Annotated in this window: 17 protein-coding genes; 2 read left to right on the top strand and 15 right to left on the bottom strand. The window is 72.8% G+C overall.

Annotated elements, in window-relative coordinates; all coding sequences use genetic code 11:
* Positions 1-48 precede the first annotated feature (48 nt).
* Positions 49-738 carry a cell division ATP-binding protein FtsE gene (ftsE, locus tag ACFVVU_RS19430; protein ID WP_350544679.1) on the bottom strand — a complete coding sequence of 230 codons (690 nt, stop codon included), beginning with the start codon at positions 736-738 and terminating at the stop codon, positions 49-51.
* A gap of 350 nt (positions 739-1,088) precedes the next feature.
* On the opposite strand from ftsE, the gene ACFVVU_RS19425 reads away from it, so the two are divergent.
* On the top strand, positions 1,089-1,283 hold the full coding sequence (locus tag ACFVVU_RS19425) for a hypothetical protein (protein WP_355372902.1): 195 nt from the start codon (positions 1,089-1,091) through the stop codon (positions 1,281-1,283).
* A gap of 176 nt (positions 1,284-1,459) precedes the next feature.
* Here ACFVVU_RS19425 and prfB read toward each other — a convergent pair whose 3' ends face one another.
* From prfB to ACFVVU_RS19410, 3 genes are all read right to left on the bottom strand, one after another.
* Positions 1,460-2,575: a peptide chain release factor 2 gene (gene prfB / locus ACFVVU_RS19420; RefSeq protein ID WP_380688300.1), complete on the bottom strand. Its 1,116-nt coding sequence runs from the start codon at positions 2,573-2,575 to the stop codon at positions 1,460-1,462.
* 139 nt (positions 2,576-2,714) lie between these two features.
* Positions 2,715-3,974, bottom strand: a complete 1,260-nt coding sequence (locus ACFVVU_RS19415) for a serine/threonine-protein kinase (protein ID WP_380688298.1) — start codon at positions 3,972-3,974, stop codon at positions 2,715-2,717.
* Between the two features lie 211 nt (positions 3,975-4,185).
* Entirely contained in the window at positions 4,186-6,132 is a 1,947-nt protein-coding gene (locus ACFVVU_RS19410) for a protein kinase (protein WP_380715227.1), read from the bottom strand.
* 427 nt (positions 6,133-6,559) lie between these two features.
* Here ACFVVU_RS19410 and ACFVVU_RS19405 point away from each other — a divergent pair, with 427 nt between their 5' ends.
* A complete protein-coding gene (locus tag ACFVVU_RS19405) occupies positions 6,560-9,385 on the top strand; it encodes an FtsK/SpoIIIE domain-containing protein (protein WP_387791150.1) in 2,826 nt (941 codons plus the stop codon).
* A 167-nt stretch (positions 9,386-9,552) separates the two neighbouring features.
* Here the strand turns inward: ACFVVU_RS19405 and ACFVVU_RS19400 are convergent, their stop codons facing one another.
* From ACFVVU_RS19400 to ACFVVU_RS19350, 11 genes are all read right to left on the bottom strand, one after another.
* The gene (locus ACFVVU_RS19400; protein ID WP_387791148.1) at positions 9,553-10,866 is read right to left on the bottom strand and encodes a peptide ligase PGM1-related protein; all 1,314 of its coding nucleotides are present in this window, start codon (positions 10,864-10,866) and stop codon (positions 9,553-9,555) included.
* A complete protein-coding gene (locus tag ACFVVU_RS19395) occupies positions 10,866-11,954 on the bottom strand; it encodes a radical SAM protein (protein ID WP_387791146.1) in 1,089 nt (362 codons plus the stop codon). Before ACFVVU_RS19395 ends, ACFVVU_RS19400 begins: the two co-directional genes overlap by 1 nt.
* A 319-nt stretch (positions 11,955-12,273) precedes the next feature.
* Positions 12,274-12,744, bottom strand: coding sequence for a hypothetical protein (locus ACFVVU_RS19390; RefSeq protein ID WP_387791145.1), 471 nt, complete (start codon positions 12,742-12,744; stop codon positions 12,274-12,276).
* A gap of 362 nt (positions 12,745-13,106) precedes the next feature.
* Positions 13,107-15,146 (bottom strand): B12-binding domain-containing radical SAM protein, encoded by a 2,040-nt coding sequence (locus ACFVVU_RS19385; protein ID WP_387791143.1) that lies wholly within the window; start codon positions 15,144-15,146, stop codon positions 13,107-13,109.
* A 93-nt stretch (positions 15,147-15,239) separates the two neighbouring features.
* A complete protein-coding gene (locus ACFVVU_RS19380) occupies positions 15,240-15,413 on the bottom strand; it encodes a hypothetical protein (RefSeq protein ID WP_380686749.1) in 174 nt (57 codons plus the stop codon).
* A gap of 188 nt (positions 15,414-15,601) precedes the next feature.
* Complete coding sequence (locus ACFVVU_RS19375; protein ID WP_387791141.1) at positions 15,602-16,678, bottom strand: CU044_5270 family protein; 1,077 nt, start codon at positions 16,676-16,678, stop codon at positions 15,602-15,604.
* Positions 16,675-17,304, bottom strand: coding sequence for an RNA polymerase sigma factor (locus ACFVVU_RS19370; protein WP_380686744.1), 630 nt, complete (start codon positions 17,302-17,304; stop codon positions 16,675-16,677). The genes ACFVVU_RS19375 and ACFVVU_RS19370 overlap by 4 nt, the downstream gene beginning before the upstream one ends.
* A gap of 109 nt (positions 17,305-17,413) precedes the next feature.
* A complete protein-coding gene (locus tag ACFVVU_RS19365; protein ID WP_387791139.1) occupies positions 17,414-22,360 on the bottom strand; it encodes an NAD-glutamate dehydrogenase in 4,947 nt (1,648 codons plus the stop codon).
* Between the two features lie 346 nt (positions 22,361-22,706).
* Positions 22,707-24,332: an L-glutamate gamma-semialdehyde dehydrogenase gene (gene pruA, locus ACFVVU_RS19360; protein WP_380685112.1), complete on the bottom strand. Its 1,626-nt coding sequence runs from the start codon at positions 24,330-24,332 to the stop codon at positions 22,707-22,709.
* Positions 24,333-24,498: 166 nt separating this feature from the next.
* Positions 24,499-25,155 carry an HAD family hydrolase gene (locus ACFVVU_RS19355; RefSeq protein WP_380685110.1) on the bottom strand — a complete coding sequence of 219 codons (657 nt, stop codon included), beginning with the start codon at positions 25,153-25,155 and terminating at the stop codon, positions 24,499-24,501.
* A 129-nt stretch (positions 25,156-25,284) separates the two neighbouring features.
* Positions 25,285-25,794, bottom strand: a complete 510-nt coding sequence (locus ACFVVU_RS19350; RefSeq protein ID WP_387791137.1) for a DUF6912 family protein — start codon at positions 25,792-25,794, stop codon at positions 25,285-25,287.
* Positions 25,795-25,842 lie beyond the last annotated feature (48 nt).

The raw sequence follows: 25,842 nt of genomic DNA, 5'->3' as shown, positions 1-25,842 counted from the left end.
CTGGTCGGGCGAGGCGGGCGGGCGGCCCACGGGGTCAGCGCCGAAAGGTCAGTGCTGGTACCCGTAGACGCCGCGGGCCTGGTCGCGGACCAGCAGCCCCTTGTCGAGTTCGATGACGCGCTTGCGCATCTGGTCGACGATGGCCTGGTCGTGGGTGGCCATCAGCACGGTGGTGCCGGTGCGGTTGATCCGGTCGAGCAGCTTCATGATGCCGACCGAGTTCTGCGGGTCGAGGTTGCCGGTGGGCTCGTCCGCGATCAGCAGCATCGGGCGGTTGACGAACGCCCGGGCGATCGCCACGCGCTGCTGCTCACCACCGGACAGCTCGCCCGGCATGCGGTCCTCCTTGCCGCCGAGGCCGACCAGGTCGAGCACCTCGGGCACCACCTTGTTGATGGCGCTCTTCGGCTTGCCGATGACCTCCAGCGCGAACGCGACGTTCTGCGCGACCGTCTTGTTGGGCAGCAGGCGGAAGTCCTGGAAGACGGTGCCCAGCTGGCGGCGCATGTGCGGCACCTTCCAGTTGGACAGCTTGCCCAGGTCCTTGCCCAGCACGTGCACCTCACCGCTGCTGGGGCGCTCCTCGCGCAGGCACAGGCGCAGGAAGGTGGACTTGCCCGAGCCGGACGAGCCGACCAGGAAGACGAACTCACCCTTCTCGATCTCCAGCGAGACGTTGTCCAGGGCGGGACGGTTCTGCTTGGGATAGGTCTTGGAGACGTTGTCGAATCTGATCACGGCTGCATCACGGAGGCCATCCTAGGCGGCGCCAGTCCTGGGTCGGTCCGCCCCTCGGCATGCCCGGCCCGGGGCGGGCGAGGGGAGCGGTACGGCCGCTCCCGGCTTGGGACCATACGCGAACGGGCGCCCGGCCCGCAGGTTCGGACCGCGACGGCGCCACGGGAGTGGGGGAGAATGACCGCATATGCCCCGAAAATTGGGAGCCATCTCACAGCCCGGGGGCCGGAACGCCGGGAACCTGGCACAGTGGAGGGTGCGGTCGGGCCCGACCGCTCCGCCGCACAGGGCACGACAAGGAACCAAGGCCCGGTCCGGTGCGTTTGCAGTAGCAGCGAGGAGGAGATCGCATGACCTGCGACCATCTGGTGTGCGCCCACTGCAACGGCCGCGTCAGCGAGGGCCGCTGCCCCGCGTGCCGTGCCACCCGGGCCCGGCTGCAGGAGCAGCAGGGTCCGTTCGCCGCGCTCACGCCCGCGATGCTGCTGGCCGTACTGGCCGGACTGCTCGCGGTGGCGCTGATCGCGCGGCAGGCGCTGGCCTGAGAGACGAGAGCGAAGGCCCCCGACCGGTGAACCGGTCGGGGGCCTTCGCTCGTTCTGTCGTACAGGGATACCGGGGCTACCCCGCGTGACCGCTCACCGCGCGGCGGTCTCGCGCCGCTTGCGCCGGCGGACGCCGGCCTCGATGCTGTGCTCGATGTTCATCGAGGCCGCCCTCCTCACGCCTGGCTCGCGGTTTCCCGCTGCTTCCTCCACCGGATGCCGGCCTCGATGAAGCCGTCGATGTCGCCGTCCAGCACGCCCTGCGGGTTGCCGACCTCGAACTCGGTGCGGACGTCCTTGACCATCTGGTACGGGTGCAGCACGTAGGAGCGCATCTGGTTGCCCCAGGAGCTGCCGCTGTCCTTGAGCGCGTCCATCGCCGCGCGCTCCTCCTGGCGGCGCCGCTCCAGCAGCTTGGCCTGGAGGACGTTCATCGCGGACGCCTTGTTCTGGATCTGCGAGCGCTCGTTCTGGCAGGAGACCACCACGCCGGTCGGGATGTGCGTGATGCGCACCGCCGAGTCGGTGGTGTTGACGCCCTGGCCGCCGGGGCCGGAGGCGCGGTAGACGTCGATGCGCAGCTCCGACTCGTCGATGTCGACGTGGTCGGACTGCTCGACGACCGGGAGCACCTCGACACCGGCGAACGAGGTCTGCCGGCGGCCCTGGTTGTCGAACGGGGAGATGCGGACCAGGCGGTGCGTGCCCTGCTCGACCGAGAGGGTGCCGTAGGCGTACGGGGCCTTGACGGTGAAGGTCGCGGACTTGATGCCGGCCTCCTCCGCGTACGAGGTGTCGTACACCTCGGTGGGGTACCCGTGCCGCTCGGCCCAGCGCAGGTACATGCGCATCAGCTGCTCGGCGAAGTCGGCGGCGTCCACGCCACCGGCCTCGGCGCGGATGTTGATCAGCGCCTCGCGGGCGTCGTACTCGCCCGACAGGAGGGTGCGGACCTCCAGCTCCTCGACCGCCTTGGCGACGGCCGCCAGCTCGGCCTCGGCCTCGGCGCGGGTGTCCGCGTCGTCCTCGGCCTCGGCCAGCTCGAACAGGACGCCCAGGTCGTCGATGCGGCCGCGGAGGCCCTCGACCCTGCGCAGTTCGCCCTGGAGGAAGGAGAGCCTGCTGGTCACCTTCTGCGCGTTCGCCAGGTCGTCCCACAGGTCGGGGGCGGCTGCCTCCTCCTCCAGACGCGCGATGTCGGCCCGGATCTTGTCCAGGTCGAGGACGGCCTCGATCGACCCCATGGTCGTTTCGAGGTTCTTGAGCTCTTCGGAAGGATCGACGGCTGCCACGCCCCCAGGGTAATGGTTCCCGGGAGGCTTCTGACGACCGCGGGTGCGTCCGGCCCGCCCATGACCCGTCCACGACCGGCCGATGACCCGTCCACGACCGGCTCGGCGGGCCCCGGGCGGCCCCTGGAAACCGCCCCCGCTACGGGGCCCGCGGCGCCGTGGAGGCGGTGGCCGGACGCGGCCCGGGGCCGGCGTCCGGGGCGGTGGCGGCGAAGGCGGTCCAGGCCGCGGCCGCGCCGGCCAGCAGCAGCACCACCGCGACCAGCACCGCCAGCACCCGGCGACGGCGCAGCAGCGCCTGGCGGTCCCGGCGGTGGGCCGCCCCCGGGGCGGTCCGCTGGGCCCGCGACTCGGCCGCGTAGGAGGCCAGCTCGTTCGCCGAGGGGCGGCGCAGGCTGGTGTGGGTGTCCCGGGTGGAGTCCGGGGCGACGCCGGGCACCAGCGGGACGGCCGGGCCGCGGCGGCGCTTGTGGGTGCCGGGGGCGGCGTCCACCTCGGCGTACACCGCCTCGCCCGGGGTCAGCTGCTCCTCGACGGGCGCCCGGCCCTGCTGCGGGACGGCCAGCACCGGCAGCCCGGCCAGGGCCGGCAGCTGCTCGCGCAGCCGGGCGGCCAGCTCGGCGGCGCGCAGCCGGGAGGCCGGGGCCTTGGCCAGGCACTCGGCGATGATCCGCCACAGGCCGTCGGGCAGCCCGGGGATCGGCGGCACCTGCTCGGTGACGTGCCGGCGCAGCACCGCGCCGGTGTGGCCGCCGCCGAACGGGGTGAAGCCGGCCAGCAGCTCGTACAGCACGGTGGCGAGGGCGTAGATGTCGACGGCGGCGCGCGGCTCCAGGCCCTCGATGATCTCGGGGGCGAGGTAGTCGGGGGTGCCGATGATCCGGGTGGCCCGGGTGCGGCGCGGGGCGTCGACCAGCCGGGCCACGCCGAAGTCGGTCAGCTTGGCGCGCGGGGCGCCGCCCGGGCCGGGGGCGGCGGTGAGGTCGAGCAGCACGTTCTCCGGCTTGACGTCCCGGTGCACGATGCCGGCCGCGTGCGCGGCGGCCAGGCCGTCGGCGACGTCCGCGATCACCGAGGCGGCGATCTGCGGGGGCAGCGCGCCGTCGCGCTCCAGCCGGGAGCGCAGGTCGGTGCCCTGGACCAGCTCCATCACCAGGGCGAGGTCGCTGCCGTCCACGACCATGTCGCGCACGCCGACCACCCGGGGGTGGTCGAGGCTGGTCAGCGCGGCGCGCTCCTGGACGAAGCGCCCGACCAGCACCTGGTCGGCGGCCAGGTCCTCGCGCAGCAGCTTGACCGCGACCGGACCGTCCGGACCCTCGCCGAGCCAGACCGTCCCGGCCGAGCCGCGGCCGATCACCTGGTGGACGGTGTAGCGGCTGCCGATCTTGCGTGCCAATGCTGCTCCGTGGGCGGCGGGAGCGCTCCGGGAGGCTCCGGAGCGCTCGGTGGGGCGGGACAACAGCGACCAACCTACGCGCCCGAACGCCCTCCGCGGGCCGCCTGAGGGCGCTCGACGGGTACCGGGCGGCGGGAATTCTCGTGAATTGTCGACAAAGCGTCAATCCTGCCGAGCGGGGCGACGACGGACGCCCCCGGCATCCGTCGCGTCAGTTCTTCGTGCTGCCGAACAGCTCCGTCACCCAGTCCTTCGCGGTGGAGAACCAGTCCTGGACGTTGGCCCAGTAGTCCGGCAGCGGGGTGAAGTTCCACAGCGCCAGCACGGCCACCGCCAGTACCAGCAGCACCATGAGACAGCCCTTCAGGCAGCCCAGGCCCGGGATGTACATCCGGTTGCGGCTGCGCGGACGCGGCTCGCGGCGCGGAGCCTCCCGGGGTGCCTCGCGCGGCGGCTCGGCGCGGCGCTGCGGGGACTCGCGGTGCTGCGGCGCGGGCGGCTCGGCCCGGCGCGGCGGGGCGGCCGGGGCCGCCTGCCGGGGGGCCGGGTGCTGCGGGACGGGCGCGGGCGCGGGCCGGTGGCCGCCGGGCGGGGCGGCCGGGGGCTGCTGCTGCGCCCGCTGCGGGCGGCCGTACGGCGGGGCCGGCTGCGGGGGCTGGTTGTAGCCGCCGGGCGGCTGCGGGCGTCCACCGGCCTGGCCGGGTCCGCCACCGTGGCCGCCCTGGCCGCCCGGGCCGGACTGGTAGGGCGGCGGGGCGACCGGCGGACGCTGGGCGTAGCCGGGCGGCGGGGCCTGCCGGTAGCCGCCCGGAGGCTGCTGCCCCGGCTGCTGGTAGCCCTGCGGAGCGCCCTGGGGCGGACGGCCGCCCGCCTGGTAGGGCGGCGGGGCGACCGGCGGTTCCTCGAAGTCCTCGGGCCCGTAGTACGCGATCTCGGTCTGCTGGTTGCGGTCCCGGGCCGCCCGGAGCTGGGTCTGCCACGGGTGCGGAGCCTCGGGCTGCGGCGGGCCGGACGGGGGCGGCGGCGGTACGGCGGCGGGCGGCATCACCCGGGTCGCGGCCGCCGGGTCGAACGGGGGCGGCTGGGTGCCCATCACCCGGGTCGCCGCCGCCGGGTCGTACTGGCCCGGCTGACCGGGCTGCTGGCCGGCCGGGAGCACCTGGGTGCGGTCCTCGGCCCCGAACGGCGCGTCCGCCGACAGCCCGGGCACGCCCACCGGCCCGCCCGGCACCGCGGCCGGCTGCGGGTCCGGCACCAGCAGCGCGCCGACGGCCAGCGCCGCGTCCACCGCCGCCGGGGAGGCGTGCACGCCCACCCCGGCCGCGACCACCCGCAGGGCGCCCGCCAGCGACACCGCGCTCGGCCGCTGCGCCGGGTCCTTGCGCAGGCAGCGCTCGATCACCGTCCAGAGCGGCTCCGGCATGGTGGACGGCCGCTGCGGCTCCTGGGCGAGGTGCGCCTGCAGGATCGCCAGCGGGTTGTCGCCCTGGAACGGCTGGCGGCCGGTGACCAGCTCGTACAGCATGATCCCGGCGCCGTAGACGTCCACCGCGGAGGTCTGCGGCCGGCCCTCGGCGGACTCCGGCGCGACGTACGCGGGGGTGCCGACGAACTCGTGGCTGCGGGTGATCCCCGGGGAGTCGGCGAGCCGGGCGATGCCGAAGTCGGTCAGCATCGGGTGCATCTGCTCGGTGCCGTCGACGACGGCGGTGGCGAGCAGCACGTTGGCCGGCTTGAGGTCGCGGTGCACGACGCCGTCGACGTGGCTGGCGGCCAGCGCGTCGGCGACCTGGGCCATCAGCAGCGCGCCGGCGATCGGGCTGAACGGGCCGTTGCCGCGCAGGTAGCGGGCCAGGTCCGGGCCGTCCACCAGGTCCATCACCAGGGCCAGCAGCTCGCCCTCGACGACCAGGTCGCGGACCTTGACGATGTTCGGGTGGGTCAGCCGCAGCAGCACCGAGCGCTCCCGCAGGAAGCGCATCACCACGTCCGGGTCGGCGGCGAGCTCCTCGCGCAGGATCTTGATCGCCACCAGCTGCCCGGGCGCGCTGCCGGGAACCTCGACGTCGGCGCGGACCCGGCCGCGCCACACGGTGCCGGTGGCGCCCCGTCCGAGGGGGTTCTCCTCCAGCAGATACTTGCTGCCGACTGGCCGCACCTGTCGCACTCCTCGTCGTGCCGCCCGCGCGGGGCGCTCCTCCGCCGGTGCGGTGAGCCTGCCGGGCCCGTGTATTCGGGCCACTCTAACGGGGCCCGTCGACGTTTTCGGGGCGACCGGCAGGGGCTTTCGCCCGGGTTGGGGGACATCCCCTACGGGAAGACCCGGAGCGTTCGCGGACGGTTCCGCGGGAGCCTCGGGGTCTGCCCTTACGGGCGCCGGTTGACCTGATTCCCCGTCGCCTCCACCATGGCGATGATCGCAAGATCGTCAAATCCGGTACGGTGCGCGGACTGTCCGTGACGGATGGCAGGATGACACTCGCCACTCCTGTGGCCCAAGCGGTGTCGCGGCCACCCTCCGCACCCCGCGGCGGCCCCGGACAACGGCACAAGGCGTCACACCAGCAGAAGGGACCGCGGGCGAGATGCAGATCCGGCTGACCGTCCTCCGACCGCGCAGCGGCCCGGCAGCCGCCGGCTCCGCCATCCCCTACGTGGACGTGCTGGTCACCGCCCCCGTCGGCACCGCGCTCGGCTCCCTGGCGGGTGCCCTCGCCGGCGCCGTGGGCGTGCGCGGACCACGGGCCGCGACCCATGTGCACCTCTACGCCGGGGCGCACCGGGTCGACGAGCACACGCTGCTCGGCCACCCACCGCTGCTCGACGGCGCCGTGCTCTCGCTCAACGAGCCCGACCCGACGGCCGACGACCCCGACGACACCCCGGCCGCCGCCGAGCTGCGCGTCGTCGGCGGCCCCGACGCCGGCGGCGTGCACCGCCTGCACGGCCGGGAGATCCGGGTCGGCCGCTCCGGCGAGGCCGACGTGCCGGTCGACGACCCCGACGTCTCCCGGCTCCACCTCGCCCTGCACCTCGCCGACGACGGCACGGTGACCGTCCGCGACCTCGGCTCCACCAACGGCACCACGGTCGACGGCCGGATCGTCCCGCCCGGCCCGCCCGAGGAGGCCGTCCCGCTGGACGGCACCGGCCTGCTGCGGATCGGCGAGACCACCCTGCGGATCGTCGCCCCGCACCCCCGCGACGGCTCCGGCGCACCCGCCCGCGCGGCGCTGCCCGACGGCCACGGCCACCTCCAGCTCGCCGCCCCCGCCCCGGTCCGTCCTGCCCCGCCCGCCGAGGAACCGCCGGCCGCCCCCGAGCCGCCCGCCGGGCGCGGGCGCGGCCTGCTCTCGCTGCGCCTCGGCCGCTCCGCCGCCGAACCGCCCGAGGAGAGCGCCGAGCGCCACCACGCCGCCGTCCGTACCCGGCAGGCCGCCGCCCAGCGCGAACGCTGGCCCGACCTCGCCACCCTGCTGCTCAACGCCCTCGGCCCGGGCCCCCGGCTCTGGGAGCGCGGCCCCGGCCACCCCGACGCGCTCACCCTGCGGCTCGGCACCGCCGACCGGCCCGGCGGCCCCGGCACCTCCCCCGGCACCGTGCTGCCCGCCGTCCCGGTCACCGTCGACCTGCAGACCGCCGGCAGCCTCGGCCTCAGCGGCCCGCGCGAGCGCCTCGACGCGCTCACCCGCGCCGTCGTCGCCCAGCTCGCCGCCCTGCACCCGCCGACCGGGCTCAGCCTGGTGGTGGTCGACGCCGACCCGCTCCGCACCCCGCAGGACCGCGCCGACACCTGGGCCTGGGCCCTGTGGCTGCCCCACCTGCGCCCCACCGAGGGCCAGGACTGCCGGCTGCTGCTCGGCCTCGACGACGAGCAGGCCACCGCCCGGCTCACCGAGCTCACCGCCCGGCTCAGCGGCCCGGTCGGGCTCGGCGGCCACCCCGCCACCGTCGTCGTGGTCGACGGCCGCCCCGGCACCGAGTCCGCCCGGCTCGCGCTCGACCTGCTGCTGCGCCAGGGCCCGGCGGTCGGGATCTTCCCGGTCTGCCTCGCCGAACAGCCCGAACTGCTGCCGCGCGGCCTCGGCGCCACCGCGCTGATCACCGGCGAGGTCGGCACCCAGCTCTCGATCGACCGCCCGGGCCCGGTCGCCCGCGGCCGGGAGACCCTGCACGAGGTGTCGCTGGACGCCGTCTCGGACGCCTGGGCCGAGCGGCTCGCCCGGGTCCTCGCCCCGCTGCGCGAGGCCACCCCGGCCAACCGCGGACCGCTGCCGGACGCGCTGCGCCTGCTCGACCTGCTCCAGCTGGACACCGTCACCCCGGCCAAGCTCTCCGCCCGCTGGGCCGCCCACGCCGGCGGCATCGGCGCCGCCACCGCGCTGCTCGGCACCACCCGCGACGAGCTGTGCGTCCTCGACCTCGCCGACCCCGAACTCACCCTGCCGTCCCCCGACCCGGGCGGGCCGCACCTGCTGATCGGCGGCGCGCGCGGCTCCGGCAAGACCGAGCTGCTGCGCACCCTGGTCGCCTCGCTGGCCGCCTCCGAGCGGCCCGAACGCCTCGCCGTCACCATCGTCGAGGGGCGGGCCGCCGAGGACGGGCTCGCCGGGTGCAGCGAACTGCCGCACGTCACCGGCCGGGTCAACGCCGCCACCGACCCGCGGGCCGCGCTGCTCGCCGCCGAGGCGCTGGAGGACGAGCTGACGCTGCGCGAGCGGCTGTTCGACGGGCTGGACTTCGCCTCCTGGCACGCCGCCCGGATCCTCGACGGGGAGCCCGTCCCGGTCCCCGCCGTGGTCGGCGCCCCGACCGCCCCGGCCGCCCCGGCCACGCCCCGCGTCATCCACCCGCGCAGCCCCGAGTCCCCCGCCGCCCCGGTGGCCGCACCCGCCGCCGGGCCGTGCCCGCCCCGGCTCGTCGTCGTGGTCGACGACTACGACGCCCTGCTCTCCCCCACCTCCCCGGCCGGCCGCCCCCTCGCCCGCGCCCTCGCCGCCGCCGCCCGCCGTGGCGGCCCGCTCGGCATCCACCTCGCCGTCACCACCGGGCGCCCCGACGAGACCACCGGCACCGAGGTCGACGACGCCGCCCTGCTGCGGATCGCCCTGCGCACCGACGACCCGGCCGACTCCGACCTCCTCATCCACCTCGGCGACGCCGCCGCCCTCCCCGACACCACCCCCGGCCGCGGCTACCTCCGCCTCCCCGACGGTGGCGTCACCGCCTTCCAGGCCGCCCGCATCAGCGGCCGCATCCCCCGCACCGCCACCCTGCGCCCCACCGTCGTCGCCATAGACCCCCACGCCCTCGGCGCCCCACCCGCCCGCCGCCCCGTCCGCGAACTCGGCAACGGCCCCACCGACCTCGCCCTCCTCGCCAGCGCCCTCCAACGCGCCGCCGCCCGCTGACGCGTCGGGGGCGGTTCCTTTCCGGGCGACCGCAGGGACATCGGGGAGAAGCCATCGACCGGCCCGCCGCGACCACGGCGGGGGCGGAGGCAGTCGAGGAGGGGATCAGCACCGGCGGGCCCGCGTCCACGGACCCGGGCCCGCCGGGAAAGAACCTGCGGTGGTCGTCACCGGTCGTGGTGAGACAGGACGGCGGTCAGCCGGTCCTCCAGGAGTTCGGCTTCCTCGTGGTCGTGGGCGAGCACGACGTATTCGAGAGTCCCGGCGGAGGCCGTGGCGTCGGAGGCGATGACGATGCCACGCCGGCGCCGTGGATCCCAGGCGAGTCCGCGCTCCCCCAGGGCCGGCAGCAGCCGGTCGAGCGCGGGCGCCCGGACGTTGACCCTGCTGACCAGGACATGGCTGTCCGTCCAGTGCGGGCCCACCAGGGTCTCGGCGATGTGGTGCAGATGGGTGCTGGCGCCCATCCGCGCGTTGACCTCGTTGAACCACACGTCCCCGGCCTGGTCGATCACGGCGTCGATGCTGGCCGGGCCGCGATAGCCGAGGTCCCGGATGAGGCGGGCCAGCCGCAGGGCCTCGGCGGTGAACCGCTCCCAGGCCGGCCCCGGCACGCTCCCGGGCGGCAGTACGAGTCCGGCGAAGACCGGTGGGTGCCGGTCGATGCGGAGGCGTCCCCCGTTGAGGACGACGGGCTCGCCGCGCTCCGGGCAGTCCACCTCGACGTACACGGACGTGCAGCCGGGGTGGAACACCTCCAGGACGACCTCTCCCAGCGGGGCGTGGGTGGCGGTCAGTCCGGTCTCCTCGAGGACCTGACCGTGGTCGGCCGCGTCATCGAGGACGATGGTGCGCAGGGCCCCGGTGCCCTCCAGGCCCGGCTCGGTGGTGATCACGGTGTTGCCGTGGCCGCCGACCGCGCGGTCGCGTTTGAGGATGACGGACTTGTGCGTGGCGAGGAGCCGGCGCAGGGTGCGGACCAGGTCCTCGCTGGTGCGGCACGCGATGCCGTCCGGAACGGCGAACCCGGCCCCCGCCGCCAGGGCACGGAAGACGACCTTGCTGTTGAGGAGTTCCGCGCCGCCTTCCGCCATGAACCGCGACCCGGTGACGAGACCCAGTTCCTGTGCGAGGATCTCGGCGCCCCGGTCGTGGATGTAGGGGCGGAACTCCCAGTCGGGGGTCACCAGTTCGCGCAGACGGCCCAGGACGTGCGCCGAGTGCAGCACCCCCTGGGTGAGGATGTCCGCGTCCGGCGCGACCACGTGGACGCGGTCCGGGCGGATGCCGGTGTGCCGCGCGACGTGTGCGAGGAAGGCGCCGGGGACGGGCCCCGGCAGGACAAGGGCGTCCCCGTCCCGCGCCAGCCACACCAGGCGCTTCGTCCCGAACAGGTGGTCGTCGATGTCGTCCCGTGTGAGCAGGTCCATGCGGTCGACCATGTGCTCGGTCCAGGCGTTGTGGAGCCAGAGGCGCGGCATCAGGACCCGGCCTTCCCGCCGGCGGCGTCCAGGTACCAGACCCGCAGGAACCCGTCGTCATCGACGTGGGCGGTGTCGGGCAGCCGCCAGCCGGGCACCCAGGCCGCCCGCTCCGCGTACCGGTAGCCGGTCCGGATCAGGAGGCGGTCGTTCTCGTCGCGGCCGATGATCGAGCCCTCGTACAGCGGCACCTTGCCCACGTCCGTCATCAGGGTGAAGTGCGGGCGCACGCGGCCGGACACCAGGCCCGAGGCGCCCAGTCGGCGGTGCAGTTCGAGGCCCTCCGCGACGGACGTGCGGTGGTGGTTCATGCCGCGGATCGGGACGCAGTGGAACAGGTAGTGCGCCTCGATGTCCATGGAGCGCAGCTCGTCGAAGAGTTCGACGAGGGTGTCGAGGGTGTCGTTGAGTCCTCGCAGCAGCACCGTCTGGTCGTAGAGGCGTGCGCCGGTTTCCCGGAGTGCCGCGTACGCGTCCCTGACCTCGGGGAACAGCTCGCCCTTGTGGTTGATGTGCGTGGCGATCTCGATCCGGAACGCCGAGCGGCGCCGTAACGCACGCTGCATGCGCGCGTCGACCCGGCGCGGGTCCTGGAGCGGCACCCGGGTGGCGATGCGCACGGTCTCGACCTGGGGCGCGTGCTCCTCCAGCGCGTCCAGCAGCCATTCGATCCGGTCGACCAGGACCAGCGGGTCGCCGCCGGTGACGAGCACCTCACGGACGTCCCGGTTCTCCGGGGCCGTACCGCAGTAGCGGGCGATCAGTTCCAGGTCCTCGCGGGAGAGCGTCAAGGTGTCGTACTGCCCGCGGATGCACCAGCGGCAGTGCGCGGCACAGATCGTGGTGGGTTCGACCAACAGCGTCCGCCGGTACAGCTTCTCGACGCCGCGCAGCCGGCGCCCCTCGAAGACGGGGTGCATCTCGGACTCGTAATGACGTGCGACCTCGAAGGTGCGCCCGGCCGTCTCCGCCGGATCGATGACGTACTGCAGATCGAGGAAGGGGAGCGGTTCACCGGCCTCCTCGCGCTTCCTGCGCAGGTACGGGGAGATCTTCTCGGCGAAGACGCCGTTCTTGGCTCCGGCCATAGCGGTACGACCGTTCCTTCCAGGGTCGCCTGGGCAGGAGGAGTGACCAGGCAGGTGAGACCGCCGCCTCGGGCTGCGGGGAGGAACGCCCCGATGACGCGCAGGTACCAAGGGACCGGGTGCGGTGGGGGCAGTCGCCTCCGCACCGGGACAGGTGGGTCCGGTACGAACGAGTCAACAGCAGGACTGCGGTACGTGCCATCCGCCAGGGGCGTTCGAGTGACCGGGCGACCCCGGCCCGGACAGGGCTGCCGCCGGACCGGGCCCGGAGTCCCCCGACCCCCGGGCCCGCCCCTACCCCGGTGACCCGCCGGTCAGATCAACAGGGCACCACGGCGTCGAGGGTGACCGGCGTCGATCCCCAGCCGGGCTTGGTGACGCTGAAGCTGCCGTGCACGGTGGAGCCGCACGCCACGGTGCCGCCGACGCCGCGCACGGCGGTCCTGCTGAGATCGAAACGCGTCCACCGGTTGAGCGAGCCGAGCGAGTTGCCGCCCACCACCTCACCGGACAGCACGGTCACCAGGTCCTCGGGCTGCGGGTACGGGCCGCCCGGGCTCGGCGGGCCGGCCAGGTAGATCCAGCCCACCAACTGCACGTCGCTGCCGTTCACCTCGGCGCACAGCCAGGTCGCCAGCCCGGCCTGCAGCTTGGTCGAGCTGCAGATCTCCGCGGTGGCGGTCGTGTTCGCGGCGCCGGTCTGGGCGGCACCCGCCTGGGTGGGCGCCGCCAGCATCGCCACCGCACCGGCGGCACCGGCCAGCGTCAGGCCGAGTCGGTTCGTTCGCATCGTCCTACTCCTCCTCTGCTCCGTCTTCGGAATCCCACGGTATGGACATGCCACATATGACATTTCATCCATGCCATGGCGGTTACTCTGGCACGCATGGCGAAGGCCCCGCAGTCGATCAGCCTGGGGATCGATCATCAGACCGGAAACCGGCCTTCGATGGCGTGATCACCGCTGCTTGACACCAGGCGCCCCGATCGGAGCCACCCGGCCGTGGCGAAGCCGCCGGGATCTTCCACCGCGCTGCCGCAGGAAAGCAGGGGGCCCGCACCCAGAGGCGCGGGCCCACCGAAGAGACCGATTCAGCGCGTGTCGTGAGGGGTGAACCGCTTTCACCCGGGACCCGGCCCTGCCCGGCGCGGCTAACCGGCCCCGACGGGGACGGGCTCGCGGACGTTCACGTCGATGTCCGCATCGGCCGCCGGGGGCTTCGGCGGGCAGAGGCGGTCGAGGAGGACCGGGGCCAGCGTCCGCAGGGTGCCGAGGTCGAGGTCGGACTCCAGGCAGGCGTCCAGGAGGAGGCGGGCCCCACCGCCGACGAGGAGGACGTTGCCGTTGACCCGGTTGATGACGATCGACTGGTCGGGCCGGTCGGGATGCGGGGAGCGGCTGACCACGTGGCGCAGCGGGACGGCGGCGGGGAAGCCGGAGTCGCGGCGGAGCTTCGTCCCCCGCTCGACGAGTTCGGCCGGACTCATCCGGGACAGCAGGCCGAGCAGCAGTTCCCGCGGCACCCAGCCCGCGCTGTAGTACCCGGGGATGTCGGCCGCCGCGTCGTTCAACTCCTGGGCCCAATCCGCCGCACGTTCCGGGGTCAGCCCCTCGGCGACCTCGTAGTCGTAGTAGACGTCGATGTCCTCTCCGGCGGCCCGCTTGAGACTCAGGCCGAAGTCCTCCAGATGGCGGAAGATCGGCGCGTTGTGCTCCAGGGAGAAGGTGCCGGCCCCGAAGGAGCCGATGATCTCCGGGTTCTCCAGGACGAAGTCGAAGGTCTCCTTGGCCTCCGCCTCGGTCTCCCCGGGGAAGCCGAAGAACAGGAAGCAGTGCATCCAGATCCCGGCGAGGGTGGCGTCGGAGAGGTTGCGGACCATCACCTCCCGGCGGGTGTTCTTGCGCATCAGCGCCAGCACCCGCTCGGACGCGGACTCCAGCCCGACGTAGAGCGACCGGAAGCCCATCCGGTGGAGGTTGGCGAAGTCCTCCCGCTGGAAGAAGTCCTCGAACTTCATGAGCCCGGTAAAGTGCCATCCGGTGGTGTCCCGGGCCGGGGTCCGCTCCCCGAGGAGGCGGGCGAGCTTCGGCGGGACCGCCTCGTCGTTGAACGAGAAGTGCCGCACGCCGTACCGGTCGGAGAGGCTCCTGAGGGTATCGATGACCGTGTCGACCTGGTAACCGGCGTACTTCTCGCCGTAGACCATCCCGTGATGGCAGAACTCGCACTTCCCCCAGTAGCAGCCGCGCGAGGAGAGCAGCGGCAGGGTGGTCTCCGCCGACAGGTACCGGGTGAGCGGCAGGTCGTCGAAGTCCGGCACCGGGATCTCCTGCGGCCGGAGCGGAGCGCTCGGCTTCGCGGAGACGACGCGCCCGTCGCTGCTGCGGTACACCACGCCCGGCACGCCCTCGGTCAGCGGCAGTCCGTCGCGCAGGTTGCGCAGGATGTGCTCCGCCGGCCGCTCACCCTCGTTGCGGACGACCACGTCGAAGAACCGCTCGAACCACTCCGGCTTGAGGACGCCACGCTCGAAGATCCGGGAGAAGATCGTGCCGCCGACGAGGATCGGCACGTCCGTCCGCTGTTTCAGGACGGATCCGAGGAGCAGCGTGAAGTAGAGCTGTTCCTGCCCGATACAGGAAAGTCCGATGGAACGGGCCGGCCGGGCGAGGATGTGCTCCTCGACCATCTCGCGGGCGAATTCCAGGAGCAGTGGCGGAGGGGATTCCACCATCCGCTCCAGTGCCGCCGACGACAGGTTCCCCTCGGCGAGCTGGAAACTGTACGGCCCGACCGCGAACTGCTCGCAGACCTGGGAGACCGCGTACAGGTAGGTCCCCAGGGACCTCACTGCCAGGTAGTGGCGGTCGAAGTACTCGTCTCCCCCCTCCCCGTCGGCGCCGGCGTCGGCGCCCCTCAACCTCGCGAGGTCGGCGCGGAAGTCCGCGGAACTGGCGAACACCGCCAGGTAGGCGTCCTTGATGTCGGACGGCTGGTCCAGCCCGGCAACCTCCCTGGCGAGCAGGTCGGCGCACCGCTCGGAGAGCAGCCAGTCGTAGAAGAGGACGTTCAGGTCGAGGGAGTGGACGCCGTAGCCCGCGCGCCTCAGCCAGGCGGAGAGCGACGGCAGGGAAAGGGAGGGCTGAAAGGCACTCCACTGCGGCGGGAAGACGAGGAGCGTGTCCAGCACGTATTTCGATCCCTTCACGAGAGCGGCCCCTGCGCGAATACCGCACAGGAGCCATCGGCACTTCGGGGCAGACACGCCCGGGCATTCCGGAGGTTACTGCGCCAACTTCTTGGGGTTGTTGTTGTTGGTTCCGTTGTTGTGGTTGTTGTCGGCCTTGAGCAGTCCTTGCTCATCGGGATTCGTCAGGATGTCAACGATGTCACTGGGTTGCGCTTCCTTGAGGAGTTGCGCGATCTTCAGATTCATCTCACTGACGGGACTCGTCATGGCGGGCCTCCTTTCGAGGTGAGGCCCATCCTAACTGTTCGCATGCGGTCCGCCACTCAACGTAGCGTTCGGGTTGCGCGCCCACCCCCGGGACACGCCCCTGGCATCGAGGCGCCCGGAAACGGCTGTGGGGCCCGCTCGTACCGGGCCCCACAGCGTCACCTGTCTCTCGTACGAGCCCTTCCGGCTCAGGCGTTCTTCTGCTGGGGCTCCTCCCCGGGCTGGTCGACGACGGTGCGGGCGAGGATGGCGGAGTGGCCGGTGACGGTGCCCGGCTTGCCGAACTCGTTGCCCTCGGCGGCGACGACGGTGCGCTCGCCCAGGAACTCGTGGGTCTTCGGGTCGAAGATCCACTCGGTGCGGATTCCGCCGTCCACGCGTGCCACGGCCACGCCGTGCCGGCCCGAGGCGTCCACGGAGTCGTCCACGACGGTGACTCCGGGGATCTTCGCGGCGGCCCGGTAGAGCGCGGCACTGACGGCCGGCGGGGCGATCTGCTCGCGCAGCAGGTCGCCGATCGTCACGAAGGCCTCCTGGTCGGGGCCCGGGCCCATGCCCTTGGTCTCGGCGTAGATCTTCTTCAGCAGCGCCTCCGGGTCGGTCGGCAGCGCGGCCAGGTACGCGTACGTCGGGGCGTTGAGGCCCGGCTTGGGGTTCGGGTCGAGCCACATGCCGCCGTCGGCGCGCGGCGCCGGTTCCCCGGGCTTCGCCTTCTCCGGGGCGTTGGGCTTGCCGTCCTGCTCCCGCCCCTCCTTGAGGACGCCCCGCTGGCTGCCGTCCACCGAGAGCCAGATCTGGCGGCGGTGCGCGGGGTCGACCTTCGACTCCCCGGTGCTCATGTTGAGGCTGGAGAAGGCCACCAGGCTGTCCACGTACACGAACTGCTGCTTGCCCGGCTTGGGGTCGGGCTTGCCGGCGGCGGTGTCGGCCGCCTGGGTGAGCAGCTGGACGGCGCCCACGGGGGCGGCGTTCAGCGTGCCGCCGGCCTGCTGCTGCGCCTGCTGCGGCGCCTGCTGGGCCTGCTGCTGCGGCGCCGGCGTGCCGTCGGTGCCGCCGTTGCTCAGCACCAGCGCCAGCGCCAGTCCGCCCGCCAGGGCGGGCACCGCCACCCAGCCGAGCCGGCCGCGCCGGGCCCGCGCGGGCTTCGTCTCCCGGATCTCGCTCATCAGATGTCCCCTCAACAACCGGTGGCGGTCGGCGGAGAGCTCGGGCCTCGCCGGACCCGGCACCAGCCGGTCCAGCTCGACACGTTCGTCCTCGTTCATCGGTTCGTCTCCCGTATCGACCGGGCCGCGTCGACGCGGCCACCCCGTACCTGTCCGGGGGCCGGGCGCGGTTCCCGGCCGTTGCGCAGTTCCTCGTCGGCGAGCGCGCGCAGCTTGGTCCGGGCGCGCGAGAGCCGTGAACGCACCGTGCCGATCGGCACCCCCAGGGCCTCGGCCGCGCCCGCGTAGTCCAGCCCGCCCCAGACGCAGAGCCCGAACACCTCCCGCTCGGCCTTCCGCAGCCGCCCCAGCGCCCGCCGGGCGGCGGCCAACTGGGCGCTGTCGTCCAGCCGGCCCACCAGCTCGTCGGCGAAGTCCGGCACCACGTCCCGGGCCGGCAGCCGCTCCATCGCCGCCCGGTGCCGACGCGCCGCCCGGGCGGTGTTCCGCAGCACGTTGGCGGCGATCCCGAACAGCCAGGGCCGTACCGCCCCGCCGTCCTCGCGCAGCTTGTGCCGCAGCCGCCACGCCTCCAGGAAGGTCAGCTGGACGACGTCCTCCGCGACCGCCCAGTCCCCGGTGGCCCGCACGGCGTACCGGTACAGGTCACCCGCCGCCTCGTCGAACAGCTCCCCGAACGCCCACTGATCGCCATCCCGTATCCGTCCCCGCTGCGACAGTTCCACACCTCCACCTGTCCGCGGGCCCGGAGGAGTTCCGGAGCCGGACGGCGTAAGACGGCGGGCCCGCGTCCACCAGGGACGCGGGCCCGCCGTTCACAGCGTCAGCCGGGGGTCAGCGCATCGAGCCCGTGCGGAGCAGGGTGCGGATGACGCGCATCGCGACGGAGAGGCTGGACAGCTCGTAGTTGTCCGAACCCCTTATGTCGTCGAGGGTGCTCTTGGCGCGGTTCAGCAGGGTGGAGTTGAGGTCCGCCCAGGCCGTGTAGCGCTCCTCGGGGGCGGCGGCCTCGGGACCGCAAGCGAGGATGTCGGCGGTCAGCGCCGCGTGGGCCGCGAAGAGGTCCTCGCGGATGGCGGCGCGGGCCATCGACGACCAGCGGTCGGTGCGCGGCAGCTCGATGATGCGGTCGAGCAGGTGGGTGATCTGCAGGCGGTCGGCCAGGTCGTAGTAGAGCTCGGCGACCTGGGCGACGTCCTTGCCCGAGCGGTCCGCGACCTCGGTGATGTCCAGGGTCGGGAAGGTCGACGACAGGCCCGCGATCCGGGTGGCGAGCTCCTCCGGCACGCCGGCCTCGGTGAGCTCGTTGTAGACCTTCTCGAACCAGACGAGGTCGTCGCCGCGCAGCGGCTTGGGCAGCGAGCCCCAGACCTGGTTGACCCGGTCGTGGAAGAACTCGATGGTGCCGGCGATGTCGAGAGGCTGGCGCCGGTTGTTGAGCATCCACCGGGTGGCGCGCTCGACGAGCCGGCGGGCGTGCAGGCGCATCTTGGTCTGGGCGCGGGCCGGGACCCGGTTGTCCAGGCCCTCGATCTCCGACCAGATCTCCTCCAGGCCGAAGACGGCCCGGGCGGCGGCGTGGGTGCGGGCGACCTCTTCGTAGGTCGCGCCGGTCTCCTCCTTCAGGCGGAAGGCGAAGGTGCAGCCACCGCGGTTGATCGTGTCGTTGACGATCAGCGTGGTGATGATCTCGCGGCGCAGCGGGTGCCGGTCGATCTGCTCGGCGAACCGGGCCCGCAGCGCGCTCGGGAAGTACTCGTGCAGCGCGGTGCGGAAGAACGGGTCGTCGGGCAGATCGGTGGCGAGCAGCTCGTCGGCCAGGGTGATCTTGGTGTAGGCGAGCAGCACCGACATCTCGGGCTGGGACAGGCCCCGGCCGTTCTGCTGGCGGTCGCGGATCTGCCGCTCGGTGGGCAGGAACTCCAGGGCCCGGTCGAGCTGCCCGTCCGACTCCAGGCGGTTGATCATCCGGGAGTGGACGTTGACCATGCTGTGCGCCTGGGCGACCGCGTTGGCCAGCACCACGTTCTGCGCGTAGTTGTTGCGCAGCACGAGGTGGCCGACCTCGTCGGTCATCTCGGCGAGCAGGGTGTTGCGCTGCTTGACCGTCATGTCGCCGTCGACGACCACCTGGTTGAGCAGGATCTTGATGTTGACCTCGTGGTCCGAGGTGTCCACGCCGGCCGAGTTGTCGATGGCGTCGGTGTTGATCCAGCCGCCGACACCCTCGGGGCCGCCGTTGGACGCGTACTCGATGCGGCCGAGCTGGGTGCAGCCGAGGTTGCCGCCCTCGCCGACGACGCGGGCGCGGACCTGCTCGCCGTTGACGCGGATGGCGTCGTTGGCCTTGTCGCCCACCTCGGCGTTGGTCTCCGAGGAGGCCTTGACGTAGGTGCCGATGCCGCCGTTCCAGAACAGGTCGACCGGCGCCTGCAGCACCGCCTTCATCAGCTCGGCGGGGGTGAGCCGGGTGTCGGAGACCCCCAGCACGGCCCGGACCTGCGGCGACAGCTGGATCGACTTGGCGCTGCGCGGGAAGACGCCGCCGCCCGCCGAGATCAGCGACTTGTCGTAGTCGTCCCAGGAGCTGCGGGGCAGCTCGAAGAGGCGGCGGCGCTCGGCGTAGGAGACGGCCGCGTCCGGGTTGGGGTCGAGGAAGATGTGCCGGTGGTCGAAGGCGGCCACCAGGCGGATGTGCTCGCTGAGCAGCATGCCGTTGCCGAAGACGTCACCGGACATGTCGCCGATGCCGACGACGGTGAAGTCCTCGGTCTGGGTGTCGTGGCCCAGCTCGCGGAAGTTGCGCTTGACCGACTCCCAGGCGCCCCGGGCGGTGATGCCCATGCCCTTGTGGTCGTAGCCGGCCGAGCCGCCGGAGGCGAACGCGTCGCCCAGCCAGAAGCCGTAGGACTCGGCGACACCGTTGGCGATGTCGGAGAAGGTCGCGGTGCCCTTGTCGGCGGCGACGACGAGGTAGGTGTCGTCCTCGTCGTGGCGGACCACGTCGGCCGGGTGCACGACCTCGCCGCCGACCAGGTTGTCGGTGATGTCCAGCAGCGCCGAGATGAACGTCTTGTAGGACGAGATGCCCTCGGCCAGCCAGGCGTTGCGGTCGACCGACGGGTCCGGCAGCTGCTTGGCGACGAAGCCGCCCTTGGAGCCGACCGGCACGATGACGGTGTTCTTCACCATCTGCGCCTTGACCAGGCCGAGGATCTCGGTGCGGAAGTCCTCACGCCGGTCGGACCAGCGCAGACCACCGCGGGCGACCTTGCCGAAGCGCAGGTGCACGCCCTCGACCTGCGGCGAGTAGACCCAGATCTCGAACGCCGGGCGCGGGGCCGGCAGGTCCGGGATGGCCTTCGGGTCGAACTTCATCGACACGTAGGAGTGCCACACGCCCGAGCCGTCGTGCTGGAAGAAGTTGGTCCGCAGGGTGGCCTTGATGAGGTGCAGGAAGGAACGCAGGATGCGGTCCTCGTCCAGCGAGACGACCTCGTCCAGCGCGCCGGACAGCTCCTCCAGGATGCCCTCGGTCAGCTCCAGCGCGCCCTGCTGGTGGCTGGGGCTCAGCCGGGCCTCGAAGAGGTTCACCAGCAGGCGGGTGGTGTGGGTGTTGTTGCGGAGCGCGTCCTCCATGTAGTCCTGGGAGAACGTGGAGCCCGCCTGGCGCAGGTACTTGGCGTACGCGCGCAGCATCATCGCCTGGCGCCAGGTGAGCCCGGCGGTCAGGACCAGCTCGTTGAAGCCGTCGTTCTCGGCCTTGCCGGTCCAGGTGGCGGCGAAGGTCTCCTGGAAGCGGTCGCGGGCCTCGTCGGTCAGCTCGACGGCCTCGCGCAGCCGCAGGCCGAAGTCGTAGACCCAGGCGGTGGTCTGGTCGGAGCGGGTCAGCGCGTACGGGTGCTCGTCGAGCACCTCGACGCCCAGGCGCTGGAGGACCGGCAGCACCTCGGTGAGCGAGATCGGGCCGCCCACCCGGTAGATCTTGAAGCGGCGCTCGTCGTCGCCCGCGCCGACCGGCTGGTACAGGTTGAGCCGGAAGTCGCCCTCGCCGTGCAGCGACTCGATCTGCTTGAGGTCGGCCACGGCGGTGCGTGCGGTGAAGTCCGCGCGGTAGCCGTCGGGGAAGGCGTTGGCGTACTTGCGGGAGAGCTCGGCCGCCTTCTCCTCGCCCAGCTCGACGTGCAGCTGGTCGTTGAAGCCGTCCATCCAGAACCGGGCGGCCTCGGCCAGCTTGGCCTCGATCCGCTCGACCTCGGCCTCGGTCAGGTGCGGCAACTCGCTGCCGGGGGTGACCCGGACGACGAAGTGCAGACGGGTCAGCACCGACTCCGTCGACCAGACCGTGTAGTCGATCGAGGCGCCGTTGAGCTCCTGCATCAGGATGTCCATGAGGCGCAGCCGGATGCGGGTGGTGTAGCGGTCGCGCGGCAGGTAGACCAGCGCGGAGAAGTAGCGCCCGTACTCGTCCTGGCGCAGGAACAGCCGCAGCCGGCGGCGCTCCTGCAGGTAGAGGACGCTGGTGGCGATCTGGAGCAGCTCGTCGGCCTGGGTCTGGAAGATCTCGTCCCGGGGGAAGGTCTCCAGGATCTGCAGCAGGTCGCGGCCGTCGTGGCTCTCGGTGGAGAAGCCGGAGTCGGCGATGACGTCCTGGACCTTGCGGCGGACCACCGGGATGCGGCTGACCGACTCGGTGTAGGCGGCGGCCGAGAACAGGCCGAGGAAGCGGCGCTCGCCGATGACCTCACCGTTGGCGTCGAACTTCTTCACGCCGACGTAGTCGAGGTAGGAGGGGCGGTGCACGGTGGCCCGGCTGTTGGCCTTGGTGAGGACCAGCAGCTTCTTCTCGTGCGCCTTGGCGCGCACCGGCGCGGAGAGCCGGCCGAAGGCCTCGCTGACGGCGTGGTGCTGCTCGTCGCGGGTGACCGGGTCGGAGCGCAGGATGCCGAGGCCGGTGCCGGCGACGGCCCGCAGGACCTCCTCGCCCTCGTGCTCGACGAGGTCGTACTCGCGGTAGCCGAGGAAGGTGAAGTGGTCGTCGGCGAGCCAGCGCATCAGCTCCCAGGCCTCGCCGACCTCCTGCTCGGGCAGCCCGACGGGCGGCTGCTCGGCCAGCTCGTCGGCCAGGCGCAGCGCGGAGTCGCGCATCTTGGTCCAGTCCTCGACGACCTCGCGGACGTCGCCGAGCACGCGGCGCAGGTTGGTCTCGATCTCGCGCAGGTCGTCGCGGTCGGTCTCGCGGTCGACCTCGATGTGCATCCACGACTCGACGGTCGCGTCGGCCGGCAGCTCGGTGCCGGCGGCCTGGCTGCGGGCGCAGGCGTCGACGTCGAGGATCTCCAGCAGCTTGCCGGTGATGTCACGGCGGACGACCAGCTGGGGGTGGATGACGATGTGGATCGCGCGGTCCTGGCGGGACAGCTCGTTGGTGACCGAGTCGACCAGGAACGGCATGTCGTCGGTGACGACCTCGACCACGGTGTGGCCGCAGGACCAGCCGTTCTCCTCGACCGAGGGGGTGTGCACCCGCACCTCGGCGGTGCCCTGCGGCCGCTTGAGGCCCAGGCGGTAGTGCGAGGCGGCCGCGCCGTAGACGTCGACCGGGTCGCGGTCGACCAGGTCCTCGGGCGCGGTGTGGAGGTAGTAGTGGTGCAGGTACGCGGACAGAGCGCCGTTGCTCAGTCCCTCCCCCGGCGCCGCTCCCCCCACCTGGCTGTTCTCAGCGGCTGCTGCTGCCTTCCTGAGCAGTTCGGCCTTGGCTGCGTCCAGCTTGGTCTGCATGACTTCTTGGCTCCTGTCGCGCGCCGTTGCGTGACTCGGTGGTGGTCTCGCTTCACACCGCCGGGTCTCCCGCAAAATACTGCCGCACCGTCCTGCTGAAAGGGCTCCATGGCACGCATGGAACACCTCTGCAGCGGGTAGGACGAGACGTTCGGCCTGCGGAGTCACCCGACGACGCCAGCCAGCCTAACGGGATCAATCGAAGGTGTCAGGGGACAACCAGGCGCAAACCTGCAGGAAGATGAAGCCGTCCTGGACAGCTTGTCCAATCAGCCTGCCGGTTTGCGCCGAAAGCCGAAACTTCGTACGGAGTGGCGTGCGGGATCCGTGTGCGGAGCGTGGACGCTCAGCCCATGTGCGGGTGAACGTGCGAGGTCGGCGGGACGAACGTCTCCTTGATCGACCTCGCGGAGGTCCACCGCAGCAGGTTCTGCGCGGCGCCCGCCTTGTCGTTGGTGCCCGACGCCCGGCCGCCGCCGAAGGGCTGCTGGCCGACCACCGCGCCGGTCGGCTTGTCGTTGATGTAGAAGTTCCCGGCGGCGAACCGCAGCGCCTCCACCGCCTGCGCGATGGCGTAGCGGTCCTGGGCCACCACCGAGCCGGTCAGCCCGTACGGCGCTCCCGCGTCGACCCGGCCGAGCACGTCGTCCCAGCGGGAGTCCTCGTAGACGTGCACGGCCAGGATCGGGCCGAAGTACTCGGTGCGGAACATCTCGTTGCGGAAGTCCGAGGAGACCAGCACGGTCGGGCGGACGAACCAGCCGATCGCGTCGTCGTACTGGCCGCCGGCCGCCAGTTCCACCGTCGGGTCGGCCTTGGCCCGCTCGATGGCGTCCCGGTTCTTCTCGAACGCGCGCCGGTCGATCAGCGCGCCCATGAAGTTCGACAGGTCGGTGACGTCACCGACGGCCAGCGCGTCCACCTCGGCCAGGAAGTCGTCCTTGATCCGCTGCCAGAGGCTGCGCGGCAGGTAGGCGCGGGAGAGCGCCGAGCACTTCTGGCCCTGGTACTCGAAGGCGCCGCGGATCAGGGCGGCCTTGAGGATCTCCGGGTCCGCCGAGCGGTGCGCCAGCAGGAAGTCCTTGCCGCCGGTCTCGCCGACGATCCGCGGGTACGTGCGGTAGCCGCCGATGTTGGCGCCGACGGTCTGCCAGAGCGAGCGGAAGGTCTTGGTGGAGCCGGTGAAGTGCAGTCCGGCCAGCGCGGGATCGGCCAGCGCCACCGCGGACAGCTGCTGACCGTCGCCGGTGACCAGGTTGACCACGCCGGGCGGCAGCCCGGCCGCCTCCAGCAGCCGCATCAGGTGGTGCGCGGCCAGCGTCTGCGTCGGCGCGGGCTTCCACACCACCGTGTTGCCCATCAGCGCGGGCGCGGTCGGCAGGTTGCCGGCGATGGCGGTGAAGTTGAACGGGGTGATCGCGTAGACGAAACCTTCCAGCGGGCGGTGGTCGGTACGGTTCCACACCCCCGGCGAGGAGACCGGCTGGTCGGCCAGGATCTGCCGGGCGAAGTGCACGTTCCAGCGCCAGAAGTCGATCAGCTCGCAGGCCGAGTCGATCTCGGCCTGCTGCGCCGTCTTGGACTGCCCGAGCATGGTCGCCGCGTTCAGCGTCTCCCGCCACGGCCCGGCCAGCAGGTCGGCGGCGCGCAGGAACACCGCCGCCCGGTCGTCGAAGGACAGCGCCCGCCACTCCCGCCCGGCCGCCAGCGCGGCGTCCACCGCGGCCCGGGCGTCCTCCCGGGTGGCGTTGCCGAGCACGCCCAGCTTGGCCGCGTGGTGGTGCGGCTGGACGACGTCGATCCGCTCGCCGCCGCCGAAGCGCTGCTCGCCGCCGATGGTCATCGGCAGCGGGATCTGCTCGGCCGCCAGCTCGTCCAGCCGGCGCACCAGACGCTCCCGCTCCGGGCTGCCGGGCGCGTAGCCGAGCACCGGCTCGTTGCCCGGGACCGGGACCTGGGTGACTGCGTCGATGGGCATGGCTGGCTCCGCTTCCTCGTCACGGCGGCCGGCCCGTTCCGACGACGGACCCGGCACCCGTCCAGCCTGACCAGCGGCGGGCCCCTTCGCCCGCCCGGACACGCCAACGGTGGACGTGGTCCGCGACACGCCCGGCGCCGCGTGCGGGCCCGGCGGCGTGTCAGCCGGCCAGTCGGCCGGCCAGCTCCACCGCCTCCGCCAGGCTGTCCACCACCGGCACACCGACCGGCTCCAGCTTCTCCCTGGTGTGCGAGCCGCCGGTGTACAGCACAGCGTGCGCGCCCGCGTTCAGGGCCGCCAGCGCGTCGTCCGCCGCGTCGCCGATCAGCACCGTACGGGCCGGGTCCACCTGCTCGCCGAGGGCGGCCAGGTGCCGGACCAGGTGCTCGGCCTTCTGCCCGCCGGCCGGGCCGCTGCGCCCGTCCACCCGCAGGAACTGGGGGGTCAGGCCGAAGCCCTCGACCACCGGCAGCAGCCGGTCGTGCTCGTACATGGAGAGCAGCGACTGGCTGCGCCCGGCCGCCCGCCAGCCGTCCAGCAGCTCGCGGGCGCCCTCGGTGAGGCCGCAGGCGGTGCTCAGCTCGCGGTAGCTGTCGTGGAACGCGTCGTCCAGGCGCAGCCACTCGGCGTCGGAGGGCAGCCGGCCGAGCAGCCGCTGGTAGAACCGGGGGATCGGGATCTCGTACTGCTCGCGGTACTCCTCCAGCGTCATCGGGCCGACGCCGATGGTCGCGAAGGCGGCGTTGCTCGCGCCGAGCACCGCTTCCATGTCGTGGAAGAGCGTTCCGTTCCAGTCCCAGACGATATGAGTGCGCACGTGTTGAACGGTAGCGCCGGGCGGTGCCGGACCGGTAGGACGGGGCTCACCCCCGGTCCGCGCGCGGACCTCCGCGCACGGACCGGTGAGCAGGGCCTCGGCCGAGCGGCCCCTCGGACCGGCGGGGCCTCAGGCCAGCAGGGCGGCGATCTCCTGGGTGGCGAACCAGAGCAGGTCGTGGTCCTCGGCGCCGTCCACGGTGAACTGGGCGTCCTGGTCGCCCGCGTCCGCCGCCGTCACCGCCTCGACGGCCGCCGCCACGTCGGCCACCACGTCCACGTCGGCGACGTCCGCGTGCACCGAGGCCGCCTTGGCGAGCTTCACCGGGCCGGCCAGCACCACCCGGCCGAGCGAGGCCTGGTCCTGGTACTCGTCGCCGGGGAACGGCTTCACCGCCGAGTCGGCGACGTCGAGCGCCACGACGACGCGGCGGCGCGGGGCGTCCGGCTCGGCGGCCAGCAGGCGCAGCGAGGACTGGGCGGCCCGGTTCAGCGCCGCGTACTCCAGCTCCTCCAGGTCGTCGCTGACGTACCACTCGCGCAGCGCGGGCGTCACGGCGTACGCCGCGGACTGCTCCAGCGCGCCGCCCGAGTGCGCCGCCGCCAGGCCGGTCAGGGTGGTGGGCACGTACACGCGCATCGGTGGCACTCTCCGGTTCGTCCAGCGGCACAGCTTCCAGCGCCCCAA

Origin of the sequence: Kitasatospora sp. NPDC057965 (assembly GCF_042887135.1) — a bacterium.
In the GTDB taxonomy this organism is placed as follows: domain Bacteria; phylum Actinomycetota; class Actinomycetes; order Streptomycetales; family Streptomycetaceae; genus Kitasatospora.
Note: the sequence above shows the minus strand (reverse complement) of the source record. Positions and strands in the feature narration are given on the sequence as shown.

What these genes read in the sequence shown, in the direction of transcription:
- ACFVVU_RS19425 (WP_355372902.1), top strand. Translation starts at nt 1,089, where the DNA reads ATGACCTGCGACCATCTGGTGTGCGCCCACTGCAACGGCCGCGTCAGC.
- ACFVVU_RS19405 (WP_387791150.1), top strand. Translation starts at nt 6,560, where the DNA reads ATGCAGATCCGGCTGACCGTCCTCCGACCGCGCAGCGGCCCGGCAGCC.
- ACFVVU_RS19400 (WP_387791148.1), bottom strand. Translation starts at nt 10,866, where the DNA reads ATGCCGCGCCTCTGGCTCCACAACGCCTGGACCGAGCACATGGTCGAC.
- ACFVVU_RS19395 (WP_387791146.1), bottom strand. Translation starts at nt 11,954, where the DNA reads ATGGCCGGAGCCAAGAACGGCGTCTTCGCCGAGAAGATCTCCCCGTAC.
- ACFVVU_RS19390 (WP_387791145.1), bottom strand. Translation starts at nt 12,744, where the DNA reads ATGCGAACGAACCGACTCGGCCTGACGCTGGCCGGTGCCGCCGGTGCG.
- ACFVVU_RS19380 (WP_380686749.1), bottom strand. Translation starts at nt 15,413, where the DNA reads ATGACGAGTCCCGTCAGTGAGATGAATCTGAAGATCGCGCAACTCCTC.
- ACFVVU_RS19375 (WP_387791141.1), bottom strand. Translation starts at nt 16,678, where the DNA reads ATGAACGAGGACGAACGTGTCGAGCTGGACCGGCTGGTGCCGGGTCCG.
- ACFVVU_RS19365 (WP_387791139.1), bottom strand. Translation starts at nt 22,360, where the DNA reads ATGCAGACCAAGCTGGACGCAGCCAAGGCCGAACTGCTCAGGAAGGCA.
- ACFVVU_RS19350 (WP_387791137.1), bottom strand. Translation starts at nt 25,794, where the DNA reads ATGCGCGTGTACGTGCCCACCACCCTGACCGGCCTGGCGGCGGCGCAC.